Source organism: Gemmatimonadaceae bacterium, assembly GCA_016720905.1.
Classification (GTDB): domain Bacteria; phylum Gemmatimonadota; class Gemmatimonadetes; order Gemmatimonadales; family Gemmatimonadaceae; genus Gemmatimonas.
On the sequence record JADKJT010000007.1, the window covers coordinates 136293 to 162871 of the forward strand.

The 26579-nt window shown below is 63.8% G+C and carries 35 protein-coding genes; 4 read left to right on the forward strand and 31 right to left on the reverse strand.

Annotation, left to right across the window (positions count from 1 at the left end):
- Positions 1-26 precede the first annotated feature (26 nt).
- From IPP90_08065 to IPP90_08075, 3 genes are read left to right on the forward strand one after another with little or no spacing between them, the layout of a single operon-like run.
- Complete coding sequence (locus IPP90_08065; protein MBL0170674.1) at positions 27-845, forward strand: inositol monophosphatase; 819 nt, start codon at positions 27-29, stop codon at positions 843-845.
- Between the two features lie 43 nt (positions 846-888).
- Positions 889-2421: a glutamate formimidoyltransferase gene (gene ftcD, locus IPP90_08070; GenBank protein ID MBL0170675.1), complete on the forward strand. Its 1533-nt coding sequence runs from the start codon at positions 889-891 to the stop codon at positions 2419-2421.
- Positions 2418-2837: a hypothetical protein gene (locus IPP90_08075; protein ID MBL0170676.1), complete on the forward strand. Its 420-nt coding sequence runs from the start codon at positions 2418-2420 to the stop codon at positions 2835-2837. Before ftcD ends, IPP90_08075 begins: the two co-directional genes overlap by 4 nt.
- A gap of 26 nt (positions 2838-2863) precedes the next feature.
- Here IPP90_08075 and IPP90_08080 read toward each other — a convergent pair whose 3' ends face one another.
- The 3 genes from IPP90_08080 to IPP90_08090 form a co-directional block, all read right to left on the reverse strand.
- The gene (locus IPP90_08080; protein ID MBL0170677.1) at positions 2864-4408 is read right to left on the reverse strand and encodes a hypothetical protein; all 1545 of its coding nucleotides are present in this window, start codon (positions 4406-4408) and stop codon (positions 2864-2866) included.
- A 4-nt stretch (positions 4409-4412) separates the two neighbouring features.
- Entirely contained in the window at positions 4413-5276 is an 864-nt protein-coding gene (locus IPP90_08085) for an ABC transporter substrate-binding protein (protein ID MBL0170678.1), read from the reverse strand.
- A gap of 126 nt (positions 5277-5402) precedes the next feature.
- Entirely contained in the window at positions 5403-6299 is an 897-nt protein-coding gene (locus IPP90_08090; protein MBL0170679.1) for a glycosyltransferase family 2 protein, read from the reverse strand.
- Between the two features lie 229 nt (positions 6300-6528).
- Between IPP90_08090 and IPP90_08095 the strand changes: the two genes are divergently transcribed.
- Positions 6529-8109: a M20/M25/M40 family metallo-hydrolase gene (locus tag IPP90_08095; GenBank protein ID MBL0170680.1), complete on the forward strand. Its 1581-nt coding sequence runs from the start codon at positions 6529-6531 to the stop codon at positions 8107-8109.
- An 83-nt stretch (positions 8110-8192) separates the two neighbouring features.
- Here IPP90_08095 and IPP90_08100 read toward each other — a convergent pair whose 3' ends face one another.
- From IPP90_08100 to fusA, 28 genes are all read right to left on the reverse strand, one after another.
- On the reverse strand, positions 8193-8462 hold the full coding sequence (locus tag IPP90_08100) for a hypothetical protein (protein MBL0170681.1): 270 nt from the start codon (positions 8460-8462) through the stop codon (positions 8193-8195).
- A complete protein-coding gene (locus tag IPP90_08105) occupies positions 8459-8704 on the reverse strand; it encodes a DinB family protein (protein MBL0170682.1) in 246 nt (81 codons plus the stop codon). Before IPP90_08105 ends, IPP90_08100 begins: the two co-directional genes overlap by 4 nt.
- A gap of 312 nt (positions 8705-9016) precedes the next feature.
- Positions 9017-9760: a type I methionyl aminopeptidase gene (gene map / locus IPP90_08110; GenBank protein ID MBL0170683.1), complete on the reverse strand. Its 744-nt coding sequence runs from the start codon at positions 9758-9760 to the stop codon at positions 9017-9019.
- A 34-nt stretch (positions 9761-9794) separates the two neighbouring features.
- A complete protein-coding gene (locus IPP90_08115; GenBank protein ID MBL0170684.1) occupies positions 9795-10451 on the reverse strand; it encodes an adenylate kinase in 657 nt (218 codons plus the stop codon).
- 19 nt (positions 10452-10470) lie between these two features.
- Entirely contained in the window at positions 10471-11817 is a 1347-nt protein-coding gene (gene secY / locus IPP90_08120; protein ID MBL0170685.1) for a preprotein translocase subunit SecY, read from the reverse strand.
- Positions 11818-11847: 30 nt separating this feature from the next.
- Positions 11848-12294: a 50S ribosomal protein L15 gene (rplO, locus tag IPP90_08125; GenBank protein ID MBL0170686.1), complete on the reverse strand. Its 447-nt coding sequence runs from the start codon at positions 12292-12294 to the stop codon at positions 11848-11850.
- Between the two features lie 40 nt (positions 12295-12334).
- Entirely contained in the window at positions 12335-12589 is a 255-nt protein-coding gene (gene rpmD, locus IPP90_08130) for a 50S ribosomal protein L30 (GenBank protein MBL0170687.1), read from the reverse strand.
- Positions 12589-13419 carry a 30S ribosomal protein S5 gene (rpsE, locus tag IPP90_08135; GenBank protein ID MBL0170688.1) on the reverse strand — a complete coding sequence of 277 codons (831 nt, stop codon included), beginning with the start codon at positions 13417-13419 and terminating at the stop codon, positions 12589-12591. The genes rpmD and rpsE overlap by 1 nt, the downstream gene beginning before the upstream one ends.
- Positions 13420-13421: 2 nt before the next feature.
- A complete protein-coding gene (gene rplR, locus IPP90_08140; protein ID MBL0170689.1) occupies positions 13422-13778 on the reverse strand; it encodes a 50S ribosomal protein L18 in 357 nt (118 codons plus the stop codon).
- Positions 13778-14317 (reverse strand): 50S ribosomal protein L6, encoded by a 540-nt coding sequence (rplF, locus tag IPP90_08145; protein MBL0170690.1) that lies wholly within the window; start codon positions 14315-14317, stop codon positions 13778-13780. Before rplF ends, rplR begins: the two co-directional genes overlap by 1 nt.
- Positions 14318-14326: 9 nt before the next feature.
- Positions 14327-14728 carry a 30S ribosomal protein S8 gene (gene rpsH / locus IPP90_08150; protein ID MBL0170691.1) on the reverse strand — a complete coding sequence of 134 codons (402 nt, stop codon included), beginning with the start codon at positions 14726-14728 and terminating at the stop codon, positions 14327-14329.
- A gap of 96 nt (positions 14729-14824) precedes the next feature.
- Positions 14825-15130, reverse strand: coding sequence for a 30S ribosomal protein S14 (gene rpsN, locus IPP90_08155; GenBank protein ID MBL0170692.1), 306 nt, complete (start codon positions 15128-15130; stop codon positions 14825-14827).
- A 21-nt stretch (positions 15131-15151) separates the two neighbouring features.
- Positions 15152-15745, reverse strand: coding sequence for a 50S ribosomal protein L5 (gene rplE / locus IPP90_08160; GenBank protein MBL0170693.1), 594 nt, complete (start codon positions 15743-15745; stop codon positions 15152-15154).
- Positions 15746-15960: 215 nt separating this feature from the next.
- Positions 15961-16281 carry a 50S ribosomal protein L24 gene (rplX, locus tag IPP90_08165; GenBank protein ID MBL0170694.1) on the reverse strand — a complete coding sequence of 107 codons (321 nt, stop codon included), beginning with the start codon at positions 16279-16281 and terminating at the stop codon, positions 15961-15963.
- Positions 16282-16366: 85 nt separating this feature from the next.
- Positions 16367-16735, reverse strand: coding sequence for a 50S ribosomal protein L14 (rplN, locus tag IPP90_08170; GenBank protein ID MBL0170695.1), 369 nt, complete (start codon positions 16733-16735; stop codon positions 16367-16369).
- 12 nt (positions 16736-16747) lie between these two features.
- Positions 16748-17065, reverse strand: coding sequence for a 30S ribosomal protein S17 (gene rpsQ, locus IPP90_08175; protein MBL0170696.1), 318 nt, complete (start codon positions 17063-17065; stop codon positions 16748-16750).
- A gap of 19 nt (positions 17066-17084) precedes the next feature.
- Entirely contained in the window at positions 17085-17384 is a 300-nt protein-coding gene (rpmC, locus tag IPP90_08180; GenBank protein MBL0170697.1) for a 50S ribosomal protein L29, read from the reverse strand.
- On the reverse strand, positions 17374-17802 hold the full coding sequence (gene rplP, locus IPP90_08185; GenBank protein ID MBL0170698.1) for a 50S ribosomal protein L16: 429 nt from the start codon (positions 17800-17802) through the stop codon (positions 17374-17376). The genes rpmC and rplP overlap by 11 nt, the downstream gene beginning before the upstream one ends.
- A 12-nt stretch (positions 17803-17814) precedes the next feature.
- The gene (gene rpsC / locus IPP90_08190; protein ID MBL0170699.1) at positions 17815-18474 is read right to left on the reverse strand and encodes a 30S ribosomal protein S3; all 660 of its coding nucleotides are present in this window, start codon (positions 18472-18474) and stop codon (positions 17815-17817) included.
- Entirely contained in the window at positions 18474-18827 is a 354-nt protein-coding gene (rplV, locus tag IPP90_08195; protein ID MBL0170700.1) for a 50S ribosomal protein L22, read from the reverse strand. The genes rpsC and rplV overlap by 1 nt, the downstream gene beginning before the upstream one ends.
- Positions 18828-18854: 27 nt before the next feature.
- Positions 18855-19160, reverse strand: coding sequence for a 30S ribosomal protein S19 (gene rpsS / locus IPP90_08200; protein MBL0170701.1), 306 nt, complete (start codon positions 19158-19160; stop codon positions 18855-18857).
- 26 nt (positions 19161-19186) lie between these two features.
- Positions 19187-20017 (reverse strand): 50S ribosomal protein L2, encoded by an 831-nt coding sequence (gene rplB, locus IPP90_08205; protein ID MBL0170702.1) that lies wholly within the window; start codon positions 20015-20017, stop codon positions 19187-19189.
- Positions 20018-20022: 5 nt separating this feature from the next.
- A complete protein-coding gene (locus IPP90_08210) occupies positions 20023-20310 on the reverse strand; it encodes a 50S ribosomal protein L23 (GenBank protein ID MBL0170703.1) in 288 nt (95 codons plus the stop codon).
- 3 nt (positions 20311-20313) lie between these two features.
- Positions 20314-20955 carry a 50S ribosomal protein L4 gene (rplD, locus tag IPP90_08215; protein ID MBL0170704.1) on the reverse strand — a complete coding sequence of 214 codons (642 nt, stop codon included), beginning with the start codon at positions 20953-20955 and terminating at the stop codon, positions 20314-20316.
- Between the two features lie 2 nt (positions 20956-20957).
- Positions 20958-21641, reverse strand: a complete 684-nt coding sequence (gene rplC / locus IPP90_08220; GenBank protein MBL0170705.1) for a 50S ribosomal protein L3 — start codon at positions 21639-21641, stop codon at positions 20958-20960.
- A 182-nt stretch (positions 21642-21823) separates the two neighbouring features.
- Positions 21824-22135: a 30S ribosomal protein S10 gene (gene rpsJ, locus IPP90_08225; protein ID MBL0170706.1), complete on the reverse strand. Its 312-nt coding sequence runs from the start codon at positions 22133-22135 to the stop codon at positions 21824-21826.
- A gap of 66 nt (positions 22136-22201) precedes the next feature.
- On the reverse strand, positions 22202-23404 hold the full coding sequence (gene tuf, locus IPP90_08230) for an elongation factor Tu (GenBank protein MBL0170707.1): 1203 nt from the start codon (positions 23402-23404) through the stop codon (positions 22202-22204).
- 39 nt (positions 23405-23443) lie between these two features.
- Positions 23444-25564, reverse strand: a complete 2121-nt coding sequence (gene fusA, locus IPP90_08235; protein ID MBL0170708.1) for an elongation factor G — start codon at positions 25562-25564, stop codon at positions 23444-23446.
- Positions 25565-26579: the final 1015 nt, after the last annotated feature.

A 26579-nucleotide genomic window follows, 5' to 3' on the forward strand; every position in this document is an offset into this window, starting at 1 on the left:
GCTCCAAGGAATCTCCCCGTCCGCTCATGACCACACCGTCACAGTCGCAGCGCCTCGCCTGGCGCAACACCGCCGCCGGGGCCGCGGCCCTCGCCACCGGCTTTATCGCCGAGCAGGCAAAGTCCCGCGACCGCATCGTGTGGGAGGAGAAGAGCGCGACCGACTTCGTGAGCCATGTGGACATCGGTGCCGAAGAGATCATCCGTCGGGCGTTCGCCCGCGAGGCACCCGAAATCCGAATCGTGGGCGAGGAGCTCGGCGCCGACGGGGCCGCTGACGAAGGGCTGGTCGCCATCGTCGACCCACTCGACGGCACCACCAACTTCCTCCACGGCTTCCCCAACTACTGCGTGTCCATCTGCGTCGCGCTCGATGGCGTGCCGCAAGCCGCCGCCGTGTACGACGCGGCCCGCGGGGGCCTGTACAATGCGATTGCCGGTGGCGGCGCGTTTGTGGACGATATCCCGATCCGTGTCTCGACCATCGATGTGCCTGCCCGGGCCCTTATCGGCACGGGCATTCCGTTCAAGGACATGTCCGTGGCCGATCAGTACCTCACCCAGCTGCGCCGACTCATGCCGGCCGTCGCCGGCGTGCGCCGGGCCGGCTCGGCCGCGCTCGACCTGTGTGATGTAGCGCGCGGGCGATTCGACGCGTTCTGGGAGCTGTTCCTGAACCCGTGGGATCTGGCCGCCGGTGTCCTCCTCGTCCGCGAAGCCGGCGGTCGTGTCACCGACCTTGAAGGACGCGACGCGCGCCTCGTCGGCGGCCCCATTCTGGCCAGCAACGGGCATATGCACGAGTGGATGCTGGAGTGCCTGACGGACGGCAGCAGGCCGCGTTAGACTGAGTACTAAGTACTGAGTATCCCCCCCTTCCTACACCGTTGTGTCCCTAGTCGAAGTCGTTCCCAATTTCTCCGAAGGTCGCGACCCCGCCGTCATCGACGCGATTCGGGATGCCATCGCCAACACTGCCGGCGCCCACGTGCTCGATGTGTCCAGCGATCCGTCGCACCATCGCACCGTCATCACGTTTGTCGCGACGCTGGAAGCCGCTGTTCCGGCGGCATTCGCCGCCATGCAAGTGGCGCGCGATCGCATCGACCTCACCAAACATCAGGGCGAGCATCCGCGCATCGGCGCCACCGATGTCGTGCCGTTTGTGCCACTCGACGGCACCACCATGGATGACTGCGTCGCGCTGGCCCGCGAGCTTGGAGAGCGTGTGGCGCGTGAACTCGGCATACCGGTGTATCTCTACGAGCGTGCCGCCACGCGACCCGATCGCGAAAATCTGGCCGACGTGCGTCGCGGTGAATTTGAAGGACTGCGTGACGACATTCTGGTGAACGCCAAGCGTGTGCCCGACTTCGGCGCGGCCATGGTGCATCCCACCGCCGGTGCGACCGCTATCGGCGCTCGGCCGTTTCTCGTCGCCTACAACGTCTATCTGGGTGACGCGTCCAACCTGCCCGTGGCCAAGGAAGTCGCAAAAGCCATTCGCGGCTCGTCCGGTGGGCTGCGCTACGTGAAAGGACTGGGCCTCGAAGTGGACGGACAGGCACAGGTGTCCATGAATCTGGTGGACACGGAAAAGACGCCCCTCCATCGCGTGTTTGAAATCGTGAAGTCCGAGGCGGCCGCGCACGGGGTGCAGCCCACATGGAGTGAGTTGGTGGGACTCGTGCCCGAGCGGGTGTTGTTGGAAGCCGGCGCGCGTCACGTGCAACTGCGCGGGTACTCGCCGTCGATGCTGCTGGAACGCAAGGTGCGCGACATCGTGGCCGGCGGCGAATCGGTGGATGCCTTCATGTCGCGCGTGGCGGGACCGACACCAACGCCGGGCGGCGGCAGTGTGGCAGCGCTGGCCGGCGCACTTGGCGCGGCGTTGGCCCAGATGGTGGCCGGGCTCACCATCGGCAAGAAGAAGTATGTGGCTGTTGAGGACGAAATGAAGACGCTGTCCTTGCGCGCGAGCGCCCTGCGTCGACAGTTGTCGGAACTCGTGCAACGCGACGCCGATTCGTATGAACACGTGCGTGCCGCGTACGCCATGCCGCGCGAACCGCAGGCGGCGGCGGATGCGCGCCTGGTGGCCATTCGCAACGCGCTCATTTTCGCGTCGGAAGTGCCGTTGGAAACCGCGCGAGCCGCGGCGGCCGTGGCCGAGCTGGCAGCCGCCGTGGGAGAGCGTGGAAACTCCAACGCGTCAACCGACGCGGCCGTGGCGGCGCTGATGGCCGAAGCCGCGTGCAAGGGCGCGGCACTCAACGTGAGAGTGAACGTCGTGGCACTGGATGCGTCGGCGGCTGACGCGGCGGCGCGACTCTCAAGCGAAGCGCGCCAATGCGTGGACGACGCCGCCGCTCATGCGCGACGGGCCGAAGCGGCGGCGGAACGCGCGATGAGTCCGTCGTGACACGCGTACGCACCTGTGGCCAATGGGCCGGCTTGCTGGCAATGACAACCGCCGTTGCAGGGTGTCATCGCACGGTCGTGTCGGCCACGGAGCTGGCGTCGCGCGTCACCGTCAGCACCTGCCCGCCCGGCATTGTACCAGCCACCATCACCGACGCACCGCCTTTGGCGTTGCTCACGGTCACCCTGCGTACCGTTCCACCCATCGCGGCCGGAATCGACGCCAGTTTGCGGTTGGATGGCGAAACCACCCGCAACAGTCTGCGCGTGGACCCCACGTTGCCTCAGCCGTTCTCGCTGGCCAAGGGCGTGTACGTGGTGCGCGTATCGTTGCCGGGGTATGTGGGTGTTGAGGGGCGCGCCAACCTCACAGCGGGGTGTGAAGCCACAATGACGATGGAATTGAAGCAGCGCTGAAGCTCAAGCCTCCACGTCTGTCCCTGTCAGACGATCGTCGAGCGTTCGGGGGAGTGCTGCGTAAGCAACTTGGCGCCAGCCGTCATCTGCGGCTCCTCGCGCACCAGACGCAGCACCCGCGCCTGCTGCCACAGATCGGCCGCGAGGCGTTGCCCCGGACCACGCGCACGCAGGCCGTCATAAACAGCATTTACAAACGCGCCTTCGTCGGCAATCTCCACTCGCGCACTGACCGCGATCACAATGCCATCAAGTTGGTGTGGTGGCGATGCACGACGGTATTGAAAGGAATCCGGTGGCCCTCCCACGCGACGCACGGCGTCGGCCAGCGCGGCATCAAGATCCGATCCCATCACCGACATGCCCTCTACCGTGAGGCGGCTTTGACTCCGCACCTGCGAAAGGTGTGTCGTCAATCCAAGCTGACCGAACGCACATGGGCACTCGCGCGTCGACAGCTCGCCGGTATCGCCGAGGTTGGTGTTGAAGAGAACCTTGCCCGTGTGCTCTGACAGGGTGGTTAGCAGCAGATCGTCGTGACTCCTCAACAGCGCTATTCGATCGGTGTACACATGCATGTCGTCCGCCTCACTGCGGGACACACATCCGGCACCGATCAGCCCTGCTTCGGTGGCGACGTATCGCGGATGCACGCGCGCTCCGGTCGACTCGATGACGGCGCGCCGCCTGTCGGTAAGCGGCTCGCCGCCGGTAAAGATGACGGCGCCCGTGAGATCGCGATTTCGCTCGCGAGCGCGTTCGGCCAGCCGCACCGCCGAGCTCGCAAACGTGCGCAGCACACAGCGTCCGTGCATCCAGTCCAGCACACGATCGACGTGATCGAGGTCGGCAAACTCCGGGGCCGGTACCGTCACGCCCGCCAATCGCGCGCCCCATCGCATGGCGGGCAATGCTGCACGCGTCCCAAACGACATGGCCGACCGCGCCGGATCGACCTGGGAAAACCACTTGACGGGCGCACGCCCGCGTTTGAGATCCATCAGCAGGTTGTGTACACCCGCCACGCCCGGCGGCGCCGGGTACCACAAAGCTACCGGCGCATCGGATACACCGTGCTGTGCATACAACACCAATTCGTGCGCCGATTCTTCGGCGATGAACGGCCAGCTGTACATCACTCGACTGGGGCGTGAGCGGCTGCCGCTGGTGACGCCCTCGACGGCGGCTCCGGTCGTCCACGGGCTGTCGAAGTCGGACTCGGCGGGCTCCAGCGTAAGGCCGGCGCGACAGATCGGCACTAGACGCTTGAACTCTTCCAGCGCGACATACACGCCCGCATCGCGCAGCCGCTGGAGCGAGCCCTCCACTCCATGCGTCGTGACACTCTGACACAGGTCCGGCCACTCGCACCCGGCCCAGTGCAGCAGTCCACGATATGGGCTGACCGGGTTGTCATAGATCAATTGTCGCGACACAGCCAGGAAGCGCGCCGCACGATTCGTCAGCTGCGCACGAATCAGTGCGTGCGCCGCATCGGTGGTGACCGGATGCCGCAGCTGCTTCGGCAGCGCATATCCCAACTGCAGCAACTGCCAAAGCTGCCGCCGCATCAGCTCAGCGACTCGCGGCCTGCGCCTTGTCGAGGAAGCTCAGGTTCATGAAGTGCTGTGGACGCCGACTGACGTAGCCGAGCTGCTGCATCAACGTCATTACATGATCCATGGCCGCCTGATTTCTGAGTGCATCGAGATTCGGCAGGTTCTTTCGCAACGCTTCGCGGATGAACGCCGGATTCATGCCGATGTAGCCGGCGGCGATTTCGGCCGCCTCGTCTGGCTGCTGCTGGACGAAGTGCGCCCCCCGCACAAATGCGTCAACCACCGACTGCACCATCGCGGGTTCGGTCTCGGTGAGCGCGACACTGCTGGCGAGTGAACACCCCGGCGCACCGGGCCATACATCGCCGGTGCGTTTGATCACCGTGCCGATGCCAATCTTCTCGAGCATCGTGGCGTAGGGCTCGATCATCGAGGCCGCATCGGCCCCCTGTCCAACGAGCGCCAGGATCGCACCATCACCCGAGGGCATGCGAACCCGTTCCGCGTTCTCCCATCCAAGCATCTCCAGCATGCCCATCGCGGTCAGATCTTTCATGCCGCCTTGCCGCGGAACGGCCACACTCTTCACATCCTCCACCGCCACCCCGGTGCGCAGGACGATGGCGGCTTCCTCACAGCCCGAGCCGGCCAGCAGCACCAGCGGGATGTCGTTCGCCTCGGCGGCGGCCACACGAGTCCATGGAATCACCCCGAAGTGACTCTCACCCGTCACCAGCTTGTGCGGCACCAGCCACGCGGTCGCGGCAACGTCGAGCCGCACATCGATCCCGGCCTCGGCAAAGAAGCCCTTCTCGAATGCCACATACGCCGGGGTCTGACAGACCCCGCGCAAGACGGAAATCTGGATCTTCGTCAGCACGCATCCTCACAACAGTGTTTGATTGTCTCGTCCAGCGGGCCTGCAGGGAAGTCGGGTGCCACAAGACCCACCCAAACTACCCAAACCCAACGCTGTCAACCAGCGATTCGGCGGCACATAAAACAATCAACCCCAGTTCGCTCGCACCTCGTAGGGGATTCCAAGCCGCAGTGCGAACCATGCGATCATGCGCACGTGCATGAGCAGCACAGCCAGCGCCGAGGTCTGAATCTTCTCCACCAAAGTCAGGCGTGAACTGCGCAGCAGGTCGCGATGAATGTCGCGCAATGGCCAGACCAGATGCTGACCCACCCAGAACCGGAACCCGCGACCCAGCGTTGCCGTTTCGCGAAGCTGCGCCCATGCATACTCATGTCGCACTGCGCGTTGACACAGTGCGCGAATCGAGCTGCGTGCCGGATGTCGAACCACAGACTCCACGGCATAGGCGAGTTCGTATCCTGCCGCATGCACTCGCTGACACCACTCAACTTCGCCCGACGAAATCAGTGCTGGATTCATGCCGCCGACGGCGGCGACGATCCGCCGCGAAGTGAACAGATTGGCGCACACAGCCCAGTGTCCTTTCAGAAAGCGGTCCTGCTTGAGGTGGGTCGCGACGCTCAGCGTGGTGGCAATGGACGACGGGCCCGATCCATCATCGAACATCTCGATCCGCCCGCCCACGACGCCGCGGTTTGTCGTCTGCTGCAGACACGCCACGCCGTTGGCCAGCCAACCCGGTTCGGGGAGGCAGTCGGAGTCGGTGAAGGCCAGCACCTCGCCACGCGCGTGCTCGATTCCTGTAACGCGAGCTCGACTCACTCCCGGCCGAGGCTCACCCACCAGCCGAACATGCGCAAATACACCCAGAAGGTCGGTAAGCGGTGGCTGGGACCCATTGTCCAAAACCACAACTTCGTACGAATCCGACGGGTACGTCTGCGCCTCGAGCGCCGTCAGGCATCGGCCCAAACGCTCGGCGTCGTTGAAGACCGGGACTATTACGGATACGAACGTCACTGAAGACGACCTGGGTGGCGCAACATCGAGAGTAGGTGGCAAGCGTAGGCTCAACGTGTGGCAAAGTGGAGTCAACGTCAACACGGACGGATGAGGTCACCATTCTCGCTACCGGCGCGCCGGGATTGCCTGACGTGACCGCTGATTCGATGGAATGACTTGCGCAGGCCCGGCAGTCGTTCGCATCGTGTACGGGTTGATGCCGCTCTCTTCGACTCGAACTCCGCCCATGCGCTCATCACTCCGCATCCTCGTCACCACCGCGCTTACCCTTGCCTCCGGTACCCTCGGCGCCCAGACCTTCCGCTCCGCAGACCCCGTCATCCGGCGTATGTGGCAAGCAGGGATGAACGAGTCGCAGGTGGAGCGCCTGGGTCAGGTACTCATCGACTCCATCGGCCCGCGCCTGTCCGGCTCTCCCGGCTTCGCCAGTGCGCTGGCCTGGCTCCAGCGCACGTACACCGGCTTCGGCATTCCCGTGCGGCAGGAGCGCTACGGCACATGGCGCGGATGGCAGCAGGGTGCCGTGCACATGCAGCTCGTCGCGCCGCGTGCGCAGAATCTCGACGTGGAATTGCTGGCCTGGAGTCCGTCCACACCCAACGGCAAGCCGGTCGACGCCGACGTAGTAGTGATTCCCGCGTTGGCCGATGCCGCGGCGGCGACGCAGTGGCTCAAGACCGTGAAAGGCAAGTTCGTACTGATGTCGCCGCCGGAACTCATGTGCCGCGCGCCGCAGGAACTCGAACGCTATGCCCGCGCCAGCACCATCACCGCACTCAACGCGCAGCGCGCTGAGGTGCGTCGTGTATCCACCGACCGACTCAATGCGCTCGCACCCACCGGTGTCGCCCCCGGACAGCGCCAGGCTGCCATCATGAACCGGCTGGATTCGGCGGGCGTCATGGGCATCGGCACCACGCTCTGGTCCAACGGTTGGGGCGTGAACAAGATTTTCGGCGCGGTGTCCGATCGCGTGCCGTCGGTTGATCTGTCGTGCGAAGACTACGGCCTGCTGCACCGACTGGCGTCCAACAATCAGGGGCCGCGCGTACGCTTCACTGCCGAATCACAGGCCACACCGGCGGAAGTGCCGATGTTCAACGTGGTGGCCGAGCTCAAGGGACGCGAATTGCCCAACGAGTATGTGTTATTGTCGGCGCATCTCGACAGCTGGCACGGCGCCACCGGGGCCACCGACAACGGCACGGGCACGCTCACCATGTTGGAAGCCATGCGCATCCTCAAGGAAGCCTATCCCAATCCGCGACGCACCATTCTCGCCGGACACTGGGGCGGTGAGGAGCAAGGCACCATCGGCTCGAAGGCATTCGCCGAAGATCACAAGGACGTGATGGACGGCCTGCAGGTGGCGTTCAATCAGGACAACGGCACCTGGCGCGTGGAGATCCTGGAGGGACAGGGGTTCCTCAAGGCCAGCAGCAACCTCGCCAAGTGGGTGGCGCAGTTGCCGGCCGAAATGACGGACAGCGTCAAGCTGCAAGTGCCGGGTCCGCAAGCCAACTCCGGGAGCGATCACACGTCGTTCCTGTGCCGCGGCGCGCCGGCGTTTCGGTTGCAGTCCAGCTACGCGGAGTATCGTCAGTACACCTGGCACACCAATCGCGACACGTTCGACAAGATCGTGTTTGACGACTTGAAGAACAACGCGACGATGGCGGCCATGTTGGCGTATGCGGCGTCGGAGGACCCGGAGCATACCGCGCGCGACCAGGCGCTGTTGACGGGGCCCACGGGCGCACCACGCGCGTGGCCGGGGTGTGGGATGGCGAAGCGGAGCTACAAGTAGGGGCGCGACCGCGACGGAGGACGGTTGCGCTGTTGATCCAACAGCGTCTCCCGTCTCCCGTCTTCAGTCTCCCGTCTTCGCAGCTACTTGCTCCACGGCGGCACAATCCCGTTCGACCGCGCATACGCAATCGACTGTCCCAGATGCTCGTGCAAGTGCGTGGTGGTGCTGATCCACATGGCCTGCTGCGTGGATTTCTGGCCGAACATGTCCAGCGCATTCGGCAGCATCGCCACCGTGGTCTTTTGCATCGCGCTCTTGAGATGCGCAAAGCTGGCTTCCAGTTCGGCCACTGTCTGCTCACGCGTCAGCGTGCGCTTCTCGTAAGTGCCGAAGGTCTTGAAATCCTTCATGTCCAGCTTGGTGGCCGCGGCATGGCCGTCCCGGCCAACGCCGGCATCAGGTAGTTGTCCGACGCCACATGCAGGAACACCTCACCCACGGAGCGCACGCCCGCGCCTGGACGCCAGCCGTACTTGTCAACCGGCATCGCCTTGGCGAGCGCCACAAGCTTCTGCGCAACGCCGTCAATGTCCTTCATGAGGTCCGTGACCACGGGAGCAGTCTGTGCCGACACGCGAGCCGCAGGCAGCACGGCCAGGACGAAAAATAGAGGGAGAGCGAGGGACGAAAGCGTGCGTTTCATAGGTCCGAGAGTGGAGGTGAGAGTACGACGGGCACGATGCAGCAGCGACAACTCTGTACCGTTGGGCCTCAGCGAGGATCCGTACGCCAGGCGCGCCACACAAACTGACTCCATGAGCTCGGACGGGCGGCGGGTGGTGTCCGCTGGGCGACGAATCGTCCCGCGCGCATCTCCACACCAGTCTCGTAACTCACGCCACACCAGCGCGGGATGCTCGGCGACCAGCGGACACCACCCGCCGCCCGTCCACCCCGCAGAAAGCTAGAGCGTAAGAATCCGCGGACCAGCGTCCGTAATCGCCACCGTATGCTCAAAATGCGCCGAGCGTTTGAGATCCGCCGTCACAACGGTCCACTTGTCGCTCAGCGTGCGCGTCTTGGCCGTGCCCACGTTCACCATCGGTTCAATCGCGATGGTCAACCCGGCCACCAGCTTCTTGCCGCGCTTGGGCTTGCCGTAGTTCGGAATCTGCAACTCTTCATGCGGCGAAAACCCCACGCCGTGTCCCACCAGTTCGCGCACAATCGAGAACCCTTCCGGCTCCACCACCGCCTGAATGGCCGCACCAATGTCGCCCACGTGATTGTCCGGCACCGCCGCGGCAATCCCCGCCGCCAGCGCGCGCTCCGTCACGTCCAGCAACCGCCGCGTCAGCTCGTCAATCTCACCCACCGGCACCGTGAGCGCGGCATCGGTATACATGCCTTCCAGCTTCACGCCAACGTCCACGGTCACAATGTCGCCCGCGTTCAGAATGCGTTTCCGCGAGGGAATGCCATGCACGATCTCTTCATTGATCGAGATGCACACACTCCCCGGAAAACCGTACAGGCCCTTGAACGCCGGCTCCGCGCCGGGATGCGAGCGAATGAACGCTTCACCAATGGCGTCCAGCTCCATCGTGCTGATGCCCGGACGCACCGCATCACGCATGGCCAGCAACGTCGCGCGCAGAATCGCCCCGCCGCGCGCCATAATCTCGATTTCGCGAGGCGACTTGAGCATCATGCCGGAGGCTGACGTGCCGCTGAACGCCATGCTACTGCGCCGAGCCGTCCAAGCCCAGCGCCGTTAGCATGCGTGACTCCACATCGTCGAGCGAACCCATCGCATTCACGTGCACCAGGTTGCCGCCGTGTTGCGCGTACCAGTCAATCACCGGCGCCGTCTGCAGGCCGTACACTTCCAGCCGTTTGCGAATGGCGTCCGGCTCGTCGTCCTTGCGACGCACCAGCGTGCCCACCTTGCCGTCCTTCTCGCACGTTTCGCCGGGCTGGCGGCCGAAGAACGGGCTCTGGCATACGTCGCATGTGGTGCGACCGCTCAGGCGCGTGACCAGTTCATCCTCGTTGATATCGAACAGCAAGATCGCGTCGACGGCACGACCCAACTGCGCCAGCGACGCGGCCAACCCTTCGGCCTGCGGCGTGGTGCGCACGACACCATCAAGGATGGCGCCTCGCGCCGCATTCGGCGCGGCCAGCGCTTCGCGCATGATGCCCATGATGACGGCGTCGGGCACCAGATCACCGCGATCCATGGCGGCCTTGGCTTCCAAACCCAGCGGCGTGCCTTCCCGCACGGCGGCACGCAATACATCGCCGGTGGCGATCTTGGGAACAGCAAGGCGAGCGGCTAGCCGCTCGCCTTGCGTTCCCTTCCCGGCACCCGGCGGTCCAAGCAGGACAATGATCATGCCGTTGCGCCGGTGAAGGTTAGAAGCCGCTTTGCGTCGCCTGACGACCGCGGAACCGCACGCGTCCCTTCTTCATGAAGCCGTCGTATTTGCGCAGCAACAGGTGCTGCTGCATCTGCGCCATCGTGTCGAGCGCCACACCCACCACGATCAGCAACGACGTGCCACCGAAGGCGAATGGCACATTCACCAGTCGCGCAATCACGATGGGCATGAGCGCGATGAACGTGAGGAACACGGCGCCCGGCAACGTGATGCGTTCCACCACGTGCTCGATGTACTCGGCCGTCTTCGCACCCGGCTTGATGCCCGGCACGAATCCACCCTGCTTTTTCAGGTTCTCCGCCAGGTCCACCGGATTGAAAATGATGGACGTGTAGAAGTACGTGAACAGCATGATGAGAATGGCGGACAGGATGAAATAGAGCCACGGATTCGGGCCCTGCGGATTGAAGTACTCCGCAATTTCCTGCAGCCTGGAGTTCCCGCTGAACTGCGCCAACGCACCCGGAATGACGATCACCGACTGCGCAAAGATGATGGGCATCACGCCCGCCGTATTGATGCGCAGTGGGATGAAATTGCGCGCCGCTTCCCGTTGCCGGCCCCGCGCCATCGTACGCTGCGGTATCTGGATGAGCACGCGACGTGCCGCCACCGTGATCGCCACCACGCCGGCCACCACGGCCACCATCACGATCGCCAACACCACCAGCGACAGCGGCGCAATGGCGCCCGTCGTGACGAAGTTCGCGGTCTGGATGAGCGCCGGCCACATGCGCTCGACGATGGAGAAGAAGATGATCAGCGAAGCGCCGTTGCCCAGGCCGTTCTCGGTGATCTGTTCGCCCAGCCACATGACGAAAATCGCGCCCGTGGTGAGGAACAGCATCATCTGCACCATGAACCACGGCCCCGGACGCGACACCGCGGCCGGCAGTGACGAGGTGAAGAGCGCAAAGCCGTAGGCCTGCACCAACGCCAGCGCCACCGTGAGATAGCGGGTGTACTGCGTCAACTTTTTCCGGCCTTCCTCGTCCTTCTGCATCTTGTCGACCGTCGGGATCACCGCACCGGCGATCTGGACGAAAATACTGGCCGAGATGTAGGGCATGATGCCCAGCGCAAACACCGTCGCGCGCGACAACCCGCCGCCCACGAACATGTCGTACAGATTCAACAGGCCGTTGTTCTGGCGTGTGAAGAAATCCGTCAGTGCCTGGACATCGATGCCGGGCGCGGTGATGTGCGCACCAACGCGATAGATCACCAGACACAGGAACGTGAACGAGATCTTCGCCCACAGTTCCGGTGTCCGATAGATATTCGCGAGGGCCTGCGTCGCCTGATTGTTCTCTTGCGCCATGAGACCCGGTAGTGGTCGTTACGGAGTGGATTAGCCGTCGATGCGGCCACCGGCCGCTTCGATCTTCGCCTTGGCCGCCGCGCTGACCTTCACGCCGCGCACCGTGAACGCACGCGCCACGTCGCCGTTCGACAGCAGCTTCGCCGGACCGTGCCCCGTCCGGATCAGCCCCGCCGCGGCGAGCGTCTCGCTCGTCACTTCGTCTCCCGTCAACTGCGTCAGCGCATCCAGTCGCACAACCTGCGCATCTTCACGGAACGGGTTGGTGAACCCGCGTTTCGGAATACGACGCGTGATCGGCATCTGGCCGCCTTCGAAATGAGGCTTGCCGCCACCAGGTCCACCATGGCCGGACCGCGCCATGGAACCCTTGTGACCCTTGCCGGACGTCTTGCCCGTACCCGATCCCGGTCCGCGACCGATGCGCTTGCGCCCACGGTGCGAGCCCGGTGCCGGCTGCAGGTTGTGCAACCCGATTTTCTCGACGCTTGCGGCGTCTGCCTTGTTGGCCACGTGCTTACTCCTCCACCGGTGTCACCGACACCAGGTGACGTACGTGCTTGAGCTGACCGCGCAGCGAGGCGGAATCCTGCTGCACCACACTCGCCTGATGATGACGGAGACCGATCGCCTTGAGCGTCAGCCGCATCCGCCAGTTATGGCCGATCGCGCTGCGCACCTGCGTGACCAGCACCTTACCGGACGTCGGCGCTTCGTCCTTGGGCGTCTTGGCCGGGCCCTTGGACGGATGCCATACGAATGTACGCGGCATTATGCCACCTCCCCTACGATAGGCGAGGCGCCGACAATGGCCGCCTTGCGGGGATCATGCGTTTCCGTGCGCGACTTCGCGCGCGAACGATACCCGACTTGCGACACTTCGATCCCACGTTCCTTGGCGATCTGCTCGACCGTCACCAGATGCATCAGGCCGTCCAGCGCCGCCAGCACCATGTTGTGCGGATTCGTGGAACCCAACGACTTCGTGAGAATGTCGTGGATGCCGGCGCACTCGAGGATCGCGCGCACCGCACCACCGGCAATCACGCCGGCACCGGGCGCCGCAGGCTTCATGAGCACCTTGCCGGCGCCATGCTTGCCCACCACTTCGTGCGGAATCGTCGAGCCGGTGAGCGGAATGGACACCATGTTGCGACGCGCTCCGTCCACGGCCTTGCGGACCGCTTCCGAAACTTCGTTCGCCTTGCCGGTGGCAAACCCCACCTTGCCCTGCCCATCGCCCACCGCGACCAGCGCGTTGAACGAGAAGCGACGACCACCCTTCACGACCTTCGCCACGCGGTTGATCGCAATCACGTTCTCGACCAGGTCGCTCTGTTCACGCTCCTGGGCCGGACCGCGACCACCATCACGTCCGCCGCGACCATCGCGACCGCCGCCCGGGGCCCCACCTTCACCGCCCGGGCCGCGACCGCGACCCGCGCCACCACCCGGACCACCGCGACCGGCCCCTGGGCCGCCGCGACCAGCACCCGGGCCGCCACGACCGCCACCTGGGCCGCCACGACCACGTCCGCCTGGTCCGCCACCGCTCCGTGCGCTGCCGCCTGGCGCGCCACCTGCTCCTGCTGCGTTTGCCATGATCAGAACTCCAGGCCGCCCTCTCGGGCGCCATCTGCCACGGCCTTCACGCGGCCGTGATACTGGTAACCGGCGCGGTCGAATACGACCTTCGCGATGCCGGCCGCCTTCGCCTTCTCGGCAACTGACTTGCCGACGGCGAGTGCGCGCTCCGACTTCGTGCCGTTCATCCCTTCGTCGCCAACGGTCAGCAGCGTGCGCTGCGCGACGTCGTCCACGATCTGGGCGTAGATGTGCTTCACCGACCGGAACACCACGAGGCGCGGACGCTCCGGAGTGCCGTTCACCGCCTTGCGCACGCGCAGGTGACGGCGCTTGCGCCGCTCTGCATCCGTGCGCGGAATCGCGATCTTCGCCATTACTTGCCTCCCGCCTTGCCGGCCTTACGCCGGACGACTTCGCCCTGATACTTGACGCCCTTGCCCTTGTACGGCTCGGGCTTGCGCAGACTGCGAATCTCCGCGGCGACCTGACCCACCAACTCCTTGCTCATCCCGTCAATCACGACCGTGGTCGGATTGGGCGCGCTGATCTTCACGCCAGCCGGTGTCTTGTACTCGATCTGGTGCGAGAAGCCCAGCGACAACAACGCGCCGTACGGCTTCATCTCGGCCTTGTAGCCGACACCCATGATTTCGAGCGTCTTCTGGAACCCCTTGGTGACACCCTCCACCATGTTGGCCACCAGTGTCCGCGTCAAACCATGCAGCGCCTTGTGACGCTCGTCATCCGACGGCCGCGTCACCACGATCTCTGCGCCTTCCTGCGCGACCTTGATGTCAACCGGCAGCGTGCGGGACAGCTCGCCCTTCGGTCCGTTGATCTTGATCGTGTTCCCACTCATCGCGACGGTGACACCCGCCGGCATCGGAATCGGCCGCTTGCCAATACGTGACATGGGGGCCCCTTACCAGATGAGGGCGAGCAACTCGCCCCCGGTGTTGGTGGCACGAGCCGTGCGGCCCGACATCAGACCCTTGGACGTGCTCAGAATGGCCATGCCCAGACCATTGCGCACCCGCGGGATCTCGGCCACGCCGACGTACTTCCGCAGACCCGGCGTCGAAATGCGCTTCGCTTCACGGATGACCGACTGGCCGCCGTGCGCGTACTTGAGGATGACGCGCAGGACGTGCTTGCCGTCTTCGAGTTCGACCGTGCGATAATCCTGAATGAAGCTGCTCTCCTTCAGGATACGCGCGATTTCGATCTTGATCTTCGAGACCGGCATGTCGACGCGGCGGTGCTTGGAGGCACACGCGTTGCGGATCCGCGTCAGCATGTCGGCAATAGGGTCGTTGAGACTCATGCTCTCTAAGTGCTCCTATGGTATCTGCTCAGGGCAGACCTGTAGGAAGTGAAAAGGGAGTACAGGTACTGAGTACCTGGTACTTGGTACTTGGTCCTACCAGCTCGCCTTGCGCACGCCCGGAATGAACCCGTTCAGCGCCATGTCGCGCAATGCGATTCTGCTCAGCCCGAAATGCCGCAGGAACCCACGGGGACGGCCGCTCATGTTGCAGCGGTTGCGCACCCGGGTCGCGGACGAATCGCGCGGCAACCGGCGCAGCGCGTTCCCCGCTTCCAGCTTCTCTTCCTGCGTGCTCTTCGGATTGTTGATAATGGCCTTCAGCGCCGCGCGCTTCGGTGCATGTCGCTGCACCAACACCTTGCGCTGCGCGTTGCGGGCCAGCTTGCTCGTCTTCGCCATGTCGTATACCGGAGTCTGAGGTCAGGCAGCAGCAGCGGGCTGGGACACCTTGGGTGTCACCGGCTTGTCATCACCACGGAACGGCATGCCCAGCTGATGCAGCAACGCAAACGCGTGCGCATCCTTGGTGGCCGTCGTCACGAACGTGATGTCCATGCCGTGGATCGCCTCGACCATGTCGTAATTGATCTCGGGGAAAATCATCTGTTCTTTGACGCCCAGCGTGTAGTTGCCGCGACCGTCAAACGACTTCGTGCCGAGGCCGCGGAAGTCGCGGATACGCGGGCACGCCACCGTCACGAACCGATCGAAGAACTCCCACATCTTGTTGCCGCGCAACGTCACCGACGCGCCGATCTCCTGGCCTTCACGCAACCCGAAGTTCGAGATGGCCTTCTTCGCCTTGCGACGCACCGGCTTCTGCCCGGTGATCAACGCCAGCTCCTCGACCACCACATCCAGCAACTTCGGCTGCTTGGCCGCTTCGCCAACACCGCAATTCAGCACGATCTTCTCGAGCGTGGGAATCTCGTGGCCGTTGTCAAAGCTGAACTGCTTCGCCAGAATCGCCCGCACCGACTGCTCGTAGTGCGCCTTCAGGCGCGGCGACGCGATCGCGAGACCTTCACCGGCGTGCGTCCGCTTGGTGAAATCCTGCGCCTGACGCGGCTGGCTGGCCTTGGAGCTCTTCGAGCTCTTGCCACCCTTCGCGCCAGCGCCACCCTTCGCGCCCGCGCCACCCTTCGCGCCCTTCGACGTCGCATCCTTCTTGCCGCCAGCCTTGCCGCCGGCCTTGTTGTCCTTGCTTGCCATTGTCGTAGCTCCGGGGCTTAGCGAACGCGGGAAATAACTTCACCGCTCTTCACGCCAACCCGCTCCTTGGTCCCGTCAGCATCGATGCGCGTCTTCACGCGCGTCGGCTTGCCGGACTTGGAGTCGATCAGCATGACGTTCGACGCATGGAACGGCGCGGCCATCTCGATGATGCCGCTCGTTTCTTCCGGTCGACGCGCCTTGCGGTGCTTCTTCACGATGTTGACGCCGTCCACCTTCACCCGGCCCGTCTTGGGGTACACCATGAGGACCTTGCCCTCTTTCCCCTTGTCGTCGCCGCGCATCACGCGCACGGTATCACCCTTCGTCACATGGATCACTTCGCGCGAGGCCTTCAGCGCATGCCGCCCCGCGCCCAGCCGCTGCCCGCGATCCGTCTTGTAGTACACGTTCTTCCGCATCTCAGAGCACCTCGGGCGCCAGCGAAACGATCTTCATGTAACGCTTCTCGCGGAGCTCGCGCGCCACGGGACCGAAGATACGCGTCGCCTTGGGTTCGCCCTTGTCGTCAATGATCACGACGGCGTTCTCGTCGAAGCGGATATAGCTGCCGTCCTTGCGTCGCGTTTCCTTCACCGTGCGCACCACCACGGCCTTCGCGACTTCGGACTTCTTCACGGTGCCGTTCGGCAGGGCGTCCTTCACCGCCACGACGACCTTATCTCCCAGGCCGGCATACCGGCGGCGCGTGCCGCCCAACACACGGATCACCAGGGCGCGCTTGGCACCACTGTTGTCCGCAACCTTCACGATGGATTCTTGCTGGATCATGGTTCGGGTTCCTTAGCGCGCGCGCTCAACGATCTCGACCACGCGCCACCGCTTGTCCTTTGACAGCGGCCGGGTCTCCATGATGCGCACGGTGTCGCCCACTTTCGCCGAGTTCTCCTCGTCGTGCGCTTTCAGGCGACGCGTCCGCGTCACCATCTTCCCATACTGCGGATGCGGCATGCGCCGGTCGATGCGCACTACCACCGTCTTCTCCATCTTGTCGCTCACCACCAGCCCGATGCGCAATTTCCGCGCGGTGCGGTCGAGAGCGGCGCTGGGCGCTGTGGCGCCATTCTGCGAGGCGCCCGTCGCGTTCTGTATGTCTGCCATGATTGACTCGGTCCTCCGGTTAGCGGCCGCTGGCCTTAGGGGCCTTCTTCGCTGCCGCCTTCTTGGCGGCCGCCTTCTTCACTGGCGCCTTCGCGGCCGCCTTCGGGGCAACCGCGACCGTGTGCGTGATCCCCAACGCCCGTTCGCGACGCACCGTCTGCAACCGCGCGATGTCCTTGCGGATGCTCCGCAGGCGCAACGGCTCCTCCAACGCTTCCGACGCACTGCGGAACTTGAGGCGGAAACGCTCCTCCTCGAACTCCGCGATGCGCGCCGTCAACTCACTGTCATCGAGACTGCGGATCTCTTCAGCCTTCATGGGTCACCGCCTCCTCGCGCGCGACGAACTTGGTCTTCACACCCAACTTGGCGGCCGCCAGTCCCATCGCCTTCTCGGCGAGTTCCCGCGACACCCCCTCGATCTCGAACATCACCCGACCCGGCTTCACCACCGCCACCCACATCTCGGGCGATCCCTTGCCCTTACCCATGCGCGTTTCGGCCGGCTTCTTCGTGATCGGCTTATCCGGGAACACCCGGATCCACACCTTGCCGCCACGCTTGATGTGACGCGTCATCGCGACACGGCACGCTTCGATCTGACGGCTCGTGACCCAGCCCGGCTCCAGCGCCTGCAGCCCGTAGGTCCCGAAGGACAGTTCGGCGCCACGGTACGCGAGCCCGGTCATGCGGCCCTTGAACATCTTGCGGAATTTGACCCGCTTCGGACTCAGCATCGTTCAGTCTCCTCAGGCGCCGGTCGAGTAGGTCTTGCCACGACGGTCTTCCACGATCTCGCCCTTGAAGATCCACACCTTCACACCAATGGTGCCGTACGTGGTCTTCGCCGTGCTGGTGGCGTAATCGATGTCCGCGCGCAACGTGTGCAGGGGCACACGACCCTCATGGTAGCCTTCCACGCGCGCGATTTCCGCGCCGCCCAGACGACCACCCGCCTTCACTTTGATCCCCAGCGCGCCCATGCGCATCGCACTCTGCACCGCGCGCTTCATCGCGCGACGGAACGAGATACGCTGCGACAGCTGCGCGGCAATGTTGTCCGCCACCAGCTGCGCCTCCACCTCGGGACGCTTGATCTCTTCCACGTTGATGCCGACTTCCTTCCCCGTCAGCTGCGCCAACTCGTCACGCAACTTGTCGACTTCCGCGCCCTTCTTGCCGATGACCACGCCCGGACGACCCGTGTGGACCGTCACCACCACCTTGCCCGGCTTGCGCTCGATGCGCACGTCGGAAATGGCCGCGTTCTCCAGACGCGCCTTCAGATACTTCCGCAGCAGCGCGTCTTCCTTCAACAGCGCCGGCATGTCCTTCTTCGCGTACCAGGTTGACCGCCAGTTCTTCGAAATCCCGAGGCGGAACCCGATCGGATTGGTTTTCTGTCCCATTAGCGCACCGCCTCCGCCACGATGATCTCCACATGACTCGTCCGCTTCACCACGGGCGTCGCGCGGCCCATCGCCGCCGGCATCCAGCGCTTCAGCTTCGGGCCTTCGTTGACAATGGCCTTCGTGATCACCAACGCGTCTTCATCCACCGACGTGTTGGCCGCACGGGCCGCCTGCTGCACGTTCGCCACCGCGCTCAACAGCGTCTTCTCGATCTGCTCCGCCGCGTGCTTCTTGGAAAACTTGAGCAACGCCAGCGCGTCGTTCACCCGCTGCCCGCGGATCTGGTCGATCACCAGCCGCATCTTGTACGGCGACTGCCGCGTCGTGCGCTGGATGGCCCGCGCTTCGATGCCCGTCTTCAGAACTTTGGCCATCGGTTACTTGCCTCCCTTCGGCACGCCGGTCGCCTTCTTGTCGGCCGCCTTGTTCCCCGCGTGACCGCGGAAGAGACGCGTCGGCGAGAATTCGCCGAGCTTGTGGCCCACCATGTTTTCCGTCACGTACACCGGAACGAACTTGTTCCCGTTGTGCACCGCGAACGTGTGCCCCACGAATTCCGGCAGAATCGTGCTGGCGCGTGACCAGGTCTTCACGACCTTCTTCTCGCTACGAGCATTCATCCCGAGGACTTTCGCCTCGAGGCGCTCAGCAACGAATGGACCCTTCTTGATACTTCTCGACATGTCGGTTCTCTGGCTTGGCTAGCGGATCACTGTGTGGCTTTGCCGCGCTTGCGGCCGCGCACGATCAGACGCGTCGACGACTTCTTCTTGTTGCGCGTCTTCACTCCCTCGGGCTTGCCCCACGGGCTGACCACGTTCCGACCACCGCGCGTCCGACCACCATGCGGGTGATCGACGGGGTTCATGACTTCACCGCGCACCTTCGGACGCTTGCCCAGCCAGCGGCTCTTGCCCGCCTTGCCGTGCGACTGCAACTCGTGCTCCGAGTTGCCGACTTCGCCGATCGTCGCCACGCAGTTGCCGTGCACCAGGCGCATTTCCGTGCTCGCCAGCTTCAGCGTCACGTACTCGCCTTCCTTCGCCACGACCTGCGCGAACGTGCCCGCCGAGCGCGCCATCTGGCCGCCCTTGCCGATCTTCAGTTCGATGTTGTGCACCGACGTGCCCAGCGGCACATCCTTCAACGGCATCGCATTGCCCGTGCGCACATCCGACCCCGGACCCGACACCACCGAATCCCCCTGCTTGAGCCCCTTCGGATGCAGGATGTAGCGCTTCTCGCCGTCCGCGTACTCCACCAGCGCAATACGCGCCGAGCGGTTCGGATCGTACTCGATCTCGCGCACCACGGCCGGCATGCCGTCCTTGTTGCGCTTGAAATCGATGAGACGGTACTGCCGCTTGTGTCCACCACCGATGCGACGCATCGAGATGTGGCCGTGGTTGTCGCGGCCACCCGACTTCTTGATGGGCTCGACCAGCGACTTCTCAGGCGTCGAACGCGTGATCTCGGCGAAATCCGATACCGAGCGGAAACGCGACCCCTTGCTGACCGGCTTGAACTGACGAATTCCCATGCGAATCAGCCCTCGAAGATGGCAATGGTGTCGCCGTCACGCAGCTTCACAATCGCCTTCTTGGTGTGGGGACGACGGCCGACGGACTGGCCGACCTTGCGCGACTTGCCGCGCGCATTGGACGTCCAGACGCCCGTCACCTTCACGCCAAACAGGCGTTCGATGGCGTCCTTGATGGTGTATTTCGTGGCGTCAGGCGCCACTTCGAATGTGTACTCGCCCCGCTCCTGGTAGGCGGCCGAGCTGCGCTCCGTGATAATCGGGCGCATGATCGTGCGATACAGTGTCGACATCGCTTAGCTCTCCGCCGAAGGCTGGGTCAGCGCCGACGACTCGATCACGACGACATCCGACCAGAGGATGTGATACGTGCTCGCATCGCTGAACGGCATCACATGGGCATGTTCGAGGTTGCGCGCGCTCAGGTACACGTTCGGCTTCACGCCGTCGGTGAGCAGCAGCACCTTCTTGTCCGACACGCCAAGCTTCGCGAACAACGCGATCATGCTCTTGGTCTTCGGCGCGCTGTAGTCCAGCGCGTCGATCAGCAGCACCGCGTTCTCACGGGCGCGGGCATTGAACGCGCTCTTGCGCGCCAGGGCCCGCACCTGCTTGGGCACGATCTGCGTATACGAACGCGGGATCGGACCGAACACCGTACCACCGCCCGGCCAGTTGGGCGCGCGAATGGAACCCTGTCGCGCGCGACCCGTGCCCTTCTGCTTCCAGGGCTTCTGGTTGCCGCCGGTCACTTCGCCGCGCGTCTTGGTCTTGGCCGTGCCCTGACGACGATTGGCCAGGAACGCCTTCACCGCCTGATGCATGACCGGCATGTTGACCGTGCCGTCAAACGTCGTCTCGGGCAGGACGCGCATCGCGCCCTTCTTGCCCTGCGCCGAGTACACCGGCGCCTCGAATGTCGTGGTTTCTTCCGTCATGATCAGCCCTGCTTGCGCACGAGCACGATGCCGTTGATCGGCCCCGCCACACTGCCGCGCAGGTAAATGAGGTTGCGTTCCGCGTCCACCTTCTCGATGCGGATGCTGATGACCGTGTGCTTATGGTTGCCGTACTGACCCGGCATCTTCTTGCCCTTGATGACGCGCGACGGATCCGTACCGGCGCCGATCGATCCGGGCTTGCGATGCTTGGTGTTGCCGTGCGTGTTCGGTCCGCCGTGGAAGCCGTAGCGCTTCACCACACCCTGGAAGCCACGACCCTTCGACGTGCCGGTCACCTTCACGCGCTCACCCGGCGTGAAAATGTCGACCTTGACCACATCGCCCACCGTGTACGTCGGCACCTCGGGGTTCTTCCCCGGGGCGTCGTCGAGACGGAAGCTGCGGAGCACGGACGGCGGCGCCTCAAGGCCCGCCTTCTTCGCGTGTCCGACTTCGGCCATCGATGCCCGATGTCCGCGCGGTGTGCGCTCACCCTTCTTGTTCTCGCGGGCGACGCGTTGCGCGCCGTATCCGAGCTCCACCGCCGCAAAGCCGCCATTCGCCACCGTCGTCACCTTCGTGACGGGGTTGGGCGTGGCCTCCACCACGGTGCAGGGCACCTGCTGCCCCTGCTCGTTGAACACCTGGGTCATGCCCAGTTTCTTGCCGATAATGCCGATCATGGGGGTCCTGTTATGAAACGAGTCGCAGTGGACAGGTGTCGCACCGTTGGACTGTCGAGCGACTCGCCGTGTGCGAGGAGCTCGTTGTTTTAAGACGGGAGACTGGAGACGGGAGAATGGAGACTGTCTGAATGCAGCGTCTCCCGTCTTCCCTCTTCCGTCTTCCGTCTTTCATCACTTCACTACTCGACCTTGATCTCCACGTCGACTCCCGCCGGCAGATCGAGCTTCGTCAGCGCGTCCACCGTGCCGGCACGGGAATCCAGGATGTCGATCAGGCGTTTGTGCGTCTTCAGTTCAAACTGCTCGCGCGACTTCTTGTCCACGTGCGGCGAGCGAAGCACCGTCCACCGCTGCGTCTTCGTCGGCAACGGAATCGGACCCGACACCTGCGCGCCCGTCTTTTCAGCGGTGCGCACGATATCGGCCGACGCCTGGTCGATCACGGCGTGGTCAAATGCTTTGAGGCGAATGCGGATGCGGCCAGCCATCAGGATACTCTCGGTATTAAGGAACTACCGACGGGGGCGTCGTCAGGACGACGCCCCCGTCAGCGGTTATCACGCAAGGATCTTGGTCACAACACCAGCGCCTACCGTACGACCGCCTTCGCGGATGGCGAAGCGCAGCGTCTCTTCCATGGCGATCGGGATGATCAACTCGATCGTCATCTGGATGTTGTCGCCCGGCATCACCATTTCCATGCCTTCCGGCAATTCGATGGTGCCCGTCACGTCCGTCGTGCGGAAGTAGAACTGCGGACGGTAGCCCTTGAAGAACGGCGTGTGACGGCCGCCTTCTTCCTTCGTGAGGACGTACACCTCGGCCAGGAACTTCGTGTGCGGCTTGATGGAGTTCATCTTCGCCAGCACCATCCCGCGCTCGATGTCCTTCTTGTCCACGCCGCGGAGCAGGAGACCGACGTTGTCGCCGGCGCGTCCTTCGTCCAGCAGCTTGCGGAACATCTCGACGCCCGTGACGATCGTCTTCTTCTCGGCGTTGTAGCCGACGAGCTGCACTTCTTCGCCGACCTTCACGATGCCGCGCTCGATACGACCCGTCGCCACCGTGCCGCGACCCGTGATCGAGAACACGTCCTCGACCGGGAGCAGGAACGGCTTGTCGACTTCGCGCACCGGCTCCGGAATGTACGAATCCAGCGCGTCGAACAGCTTCATGAATTCGGCCTGCCACTTCGGATCGCCGTTGATGGCGCCGATCGCCGAGCCACGAATCACCGGCGCGTCGTCGCCCGGGTAGTTGTACTTCGAGAGCAATTCGCGGACTTCGAGCTCGACCAGATCGAGGAGCTCTTCGTCTTCCACGAGATCGCACTTGTTCAGGAAGACCAGCACCGAGGGCACGTTCACCTGGCGCGCCAGCAGGATGTGCTCGCGCGTCTGCGGCATCGGGCCGTCCACGGCCGACACCACCAGGATCGCGCCGTCCATCTGCGCCGCACCCGTGATCATGTTCTTCACGTAGTCGGCATGGCCCGGGCAGTCCACGTGCGCATAGTGCCGATTCGCCGTCTCGTACTCGACGTGCGAGGTGGCGATCGTCAGGATCTTCGTGGAGTCACGACGACCCTGCGACTCCGACGCCTTGGCGACTTCGTCGTAGGCGATGTACTTGGTGCCGTACCCCTTGTCCGCCGAGACCTTCGTGAGAGCGGCCGTCGTCGTCGTCTTGCCGTGATCGACGTGGCCGATCGTTCCCACGTTCACGTGCGGCTTGTTCCGCTCGAACTTTGCCTTGCCCATGGTTCGATTTGTGTTGGGTAGTGAATGGGTGGGTGAGGCTTACGCCTTCACCTTGGAAATGATCTCTTCGGCCTTCGACTTCGGCACTTCTTCGTAGTGCGAAAACTCCATCGAGTAGACCGCTCGACCCTGCGACATGCTGCGCAGTTTGGTCGAGTAACCGAACATCTCGCCGAGCGGCACCGTCGCCGAGATCACCTGCGCTTCACCTCGCTGCATCATGCCGCCGATCTTGCCGCGCCGCGAGGAGAGATCGCCGAGGACGTCGCCCATGTACGCTTCAGGGCTCACGACCTCGACCTTCATCACCGGTTCGAGCAGGCAAGGACTGGCCTGACGGGCCGCTTCCTTGAATGCCATCGAGCCAGCAATCTTGAACGCCATTTCCGATGAGTCGACGTCGTGGTACGAGCCGTAAATGAGCTGCACCTTCACGTCCACCACCGGATAGCCGGCCAGGACGCCGGTTTCCAGCGCTTCCTTGATACCCTGCTCCACCGGTCCGATGTACTCGCGCGGGATCACACCACCGACGACCTTGTCCTCGAACACGAAGCCCTGACCCTGCTCGCTGGGCTCCATGTTGATGACCACGTGGCCGTACTGACCCTTGCCGCCGGACTGGCGAATGAACTTGCCTTCGATTTTCTCGACGCGCTTCTTGATCGTTTCGCGGTAGGCCACCTGCGGACGGCCCACATTCGCGTCGACCTTGAATTCGCGCATCATGCGATCGACGATGATTTCCAGGTGCAACTCGCCCATGCCGGCGATGATCGTCTGCGACGTTTCCGGGTCGGAGCGCACACGGAATGTCGGATCTTCCTCGGCCAGCTTCTGCAACGCGATGGCCAGCTTGTCCTGGTCCGCCTTGGTCTTCGGCTCGATCGCCACGTCGATGACGGGCGCCGGGAACTTCATCGCCTCGAGAATGATCGGATTCTCTTCCGTGCACAGCGTGTCGCCCGTGCGCGTGTCCTTGAGGCCGATCGCGGCGGCGATATCACCCGCGCGCACTTCCTCGATTTCCTCGCGCTTGTTGGCGTGCATCTGCAGCAGACGCCCCACGCGCTCGCGCTTGTCCTTCGTGCTGTTGTACACGTAGCTGCCCGACGCCAGCACGCCCGAGTACACGCGGAAGAACGTCAGCTTTCCGACGAACGGATCGGTCGCGATCTTGAACGCCAGCGCCGCGAACGGCGCCACGTCGGTGATCGGCGCTTCGATGAACGTTTCGTCATGGTGCGGCAGGTGGCCCTTGATGGCCGGCACGTCGATGGGGGCGGGCATGAAGTCGATGACCGCGTCCAGCAGCGCCTGCACACCCTTGTTCTTGAACGATGCCCCGCACAGGATCGGCACGAACTTGCCAGCGCACGTGGCTACGCGAATGGCGTGACGCACTTCATCGTTCGTCAGCTCCTCACCGGCCAGGTACTTCTCCATCAGCCCTTCGTCGTACTCCACCACGGTGTCGATCAGCTTGTGGCGCGCTTCCTCGACCGCATCATGGAACTCCGCCGGGATGTCCGTGACTTCGAACGTCTTGCCCAGCGTGGAATCGTCGAAGATGTACTGCTTGCGTTCGATGACGTCGAGGTGACCCGTGAACAGTTCGCCCGAACCCACGGGCAGCTGGAGCGGCTGGGCGCTCTTGGTCAGACGATCGTGAATCATCGCCACGCAGCGTTCGAAGTTCGCGCCGACGCGGTCCATCTTGTTGGAAAAAATGATGCGCGGCACGCCATACCGGTCGGCCTGGCGCCACACCGTTTCCGTCTGCGGCTCGACACCGGCCACGGAATCCAGCAGCGTGACCGCACCGTCCAGCACGCGCAGCGAGCGCTCGACTTCCACCGTGAAGTCCACGTGACCCGGCGTGTCGATGATGTTAATGCGGTATTCCGGCCCGACACCCTTGTCGAACGACTGGCCGTGACGCACCCAGAAGCAGGTCGTCGCGGCCGACGTGATCGTGATGCCGCGCTCCTGTTCCTGCTCCATCCAGTCCATCGTGGCCGCACCGTCATGCACCTCGCCGATCTTGTGCGACTTCCCCGTGTAATAGAGGATGCGCTCGGTCGTGGTGGTCTTGCCGGCATCGATGTGGGCCATGATGCCGATGTTGCGATAATGCTCGAGCGGGGTCAAACGCGGCATAGTCTTCAGCGGCGTCCGCTTACGCGGCGCCAAGTGTTAGACGAAGTGTGGTCCTGCAGAAATTCAGCGGGCGAAGACATCAGCGTCGGCAACCGGCCCGACGAAAAAACACCAGCAAAAAAACGGCTGGACCAGTCACTCTGCCAAGGCAGAGCCGGTGTCCATCCGCTGCCGCCGGGTGCAATCGCCACTGCTGCGCGACTGGGGACCCAAGCGCGCCGGGCACAGAAACAGGCATCGTGCCTGAACCGTGGAGACCGACGTCAAGTTGGCTGCGTTGCTTCTCGGGAGTTCCGCACGTCACAGACGCCGGAACCGGTACTGCCTTGCACAACGGTCGCGTATTTCACGGAACGGTGACCGTTCCGGGTAATACGGTGTCGTGCACCCCATCCCGAAGGATGGCCCCTAGGTGTCGGCCGCAGATCGCCGAACAACTACAGAAGAAAGTGCCCTGCCAAATCCCAAAGCCCGATTGATCAGACCAGTTTTCCGGCAGACACCCAATCTGTCGAGACGGCGAGAGTAAGTCAACGCCCGTCGTGAAGCTGTTGTCGTCCTTCGACCATGCGCTCTCGTCCAAATTGCTGCGCCCTTGCAACACAATGTTGTGGCATGCTGACCAATCGTCGAACCAGACAGCGCGTCTCAGTGCCGAACTCATCAATAAACACCACCCCATTTGTGACAATTGTTCGCCCGAGCTCGACAATATAAGTTGCTGGTATACAACATCTTTCGTCAGTTAAGCATACGGTCCCCCAAGGCGACTCTGTGACACGTCCTTATGCTTGAGTCCGCTTCTGGTACGGGTCATGCACAGTCGGTGTAGCAGCAGAGCAGGTCAATTCCGGACATGCCGCTGCTATCATCAGAGAATATGAGGCCCCCCATGCGTACCGTCCGCCGTCTTGCCGTCATCGCCACGATCCTCCCGCTCAGCCTGCAGGCACAGGCTGGACAGGTGGTCGGGCCCAATGGCGTCTCCGCGCTCGGGAATCCGACCGGCTGGAAT

Coding starts and splice junctions, on each gene's coding strand:
- IPP90_08065 (MBL0170674.1), top strand. CDS start 27: ATGACCACACCGTCACAGTCGCAGCGCCTCGCCTGGCGCAACACCGCC.
- IPP90_08080 (MBL0170677.1), bottom strand. CDS start 4,408: ATGCGGCGGCAGCTTTGGCAGTTGCTGCAGTTGGGATATGCGCTGCCG.
- IPP90_08095 (MBL0170680.1), top strand. CDS start 6,529: ATGCGCTCATCACTCCGCATCCTCGTCACCACCGCGCTTACCCTTGCC.
- IPP90_08100 (MBL0170681.1), bottom strand. CDS start 8,462: ATGAAGGATTTCAAGACCTTCGGCACTTACGAGAAGCGCACGCTGACG.
- map (MBL0170683.1), bottom strand. CDS start 9,760: ATGCTCAAGTCGCCTCGCGAAATCGAGATTATGGCGCGCGGCGGGGCG.
- IPP90_08115 (MBL0170684.1), bottom strand. CDS start 10,451: ATGATCATTGTCCTGCTTGGACCGCCGGGTGCCGGGAAGGGAACGCAA.
- secY (MBL0170685.1), bottom strand. CDS start 11,817: ATGGCGCAAGAGAACAATCAGGCGACGCAGGCCCTCGCGAATATCTAT.
- rpmD (MBL0170687.1), bottom strand. CDS start 12,589: ATGCCGCGTACATTCGTATGGCATCCGTCCAAGGGCCCGGCCAAGACG.
- rpsE (MBL0170688.1), bottom strand. CDS start 13,419: ATGGCAAACGCAGCAGGAGCAGGTGGCGCGCCAGGCGGCAGCGCACGG.
- rplR (MBL0170689.1), bottom strand. CDS start 13,778: ATGGCGAAGATCGCGATTCCGCGCACGGATGCAGAGCGGCGCAAGCGC.
- rplF (MBL0170690.1), bottom strand. CDS start 14,317: ATGTCACGTATTGGCAAGCGGCCGATTCCGATGCCGGCGGGTGTCACC.
- rpsH (MBL0170691.1), bottom strand. CDS start 14,728: ATGAGTCTCAACGACCCTATTGCCGACATGCTGACGCGGATCCGCAAC.
- rpsN (MBL0170692.1), bottom strand. CDS start 15,130: ATGGCGAAGACGAGCAAGCTGGCCCGCAACGCGCAGCGCAAGGTGTTG.
- rplN (MBL0170695.1), bottom strand. CDS start 16,735: ATGATCCAGCAAGAATCCATCGTGAAGGTTGCGGACAACAGTGGTGCC.
- rpsQ (MBL0170696.1), bottom strand. CDS start 17,065: ATGGCAGACATACAGAACGCGACGGGCGCCTCGCAGAATGGCGCCACA.
- rpmC (MBL0170697.1), bottom strand. CDS start 17,384: ATGAAGGCTGAAGAGATCCGCAGTCTCGATGACAGTGAGTTGACGGCG.
- rplP (MBL0170698.1), bottom strand. CDS start 17,802: ATGCTGAGTCCGAAGCGGGTCAAATTCCGCAAGATGTTCAAGGGCCGC.
- rpsC (MBL0170699.1), bottom strand. CDS start 18,474: ATGGGACAGAAAACCAATCCGATCGGGTTCCGCCTCGGGATTTCGAAG.
- rpsS (MBL0170701.1), bottom strand. CDS start 19,160: ATGTCGAGAAGTATCAAGAAGGGTCCATTCGTTGCTGAGCGCCTCGAG.
- rplB (MBL0170702.1), bottom strand. CDS start 20,017: ATGGGAATTCGTCAGTTCAAGCCGGTCAGCAAGGGGTCGCGTTTCCGC.
- IPP90_08210 (MBL0170703.1), bottom strand. CDS start 20,310: ATGTCGACACTGTATCGCACGATCATGCGCCCGATTATCACGGAGCGC.
- rplD (MBL0170704.1), bottom strand. CDS start 20,955: ATGACGGAAGAAACCACGACATTCGAGGCGCCGGTGTACTCGGCGCAG.
- rplC (MBL0170705.1), bottom strand. CDS start 21,641: ATGATCGGCATTATCGGCAAGAAACTGGGCATGACCCAGGTGTTCAAC.
- tuf (MBL0170707.1), bottom strand. CDS start 23,404: ATGGGCAAGGCAAAGTTCGAGCGGAACAAGCCGCACGTGAACGTGGGA.
- fusA (MBL0170708.1), bottom strand. CDS start 25,564: ATGCCGCGTTTGACCCCGCTCGAGCATTATCGCAACATCGGCATCATG.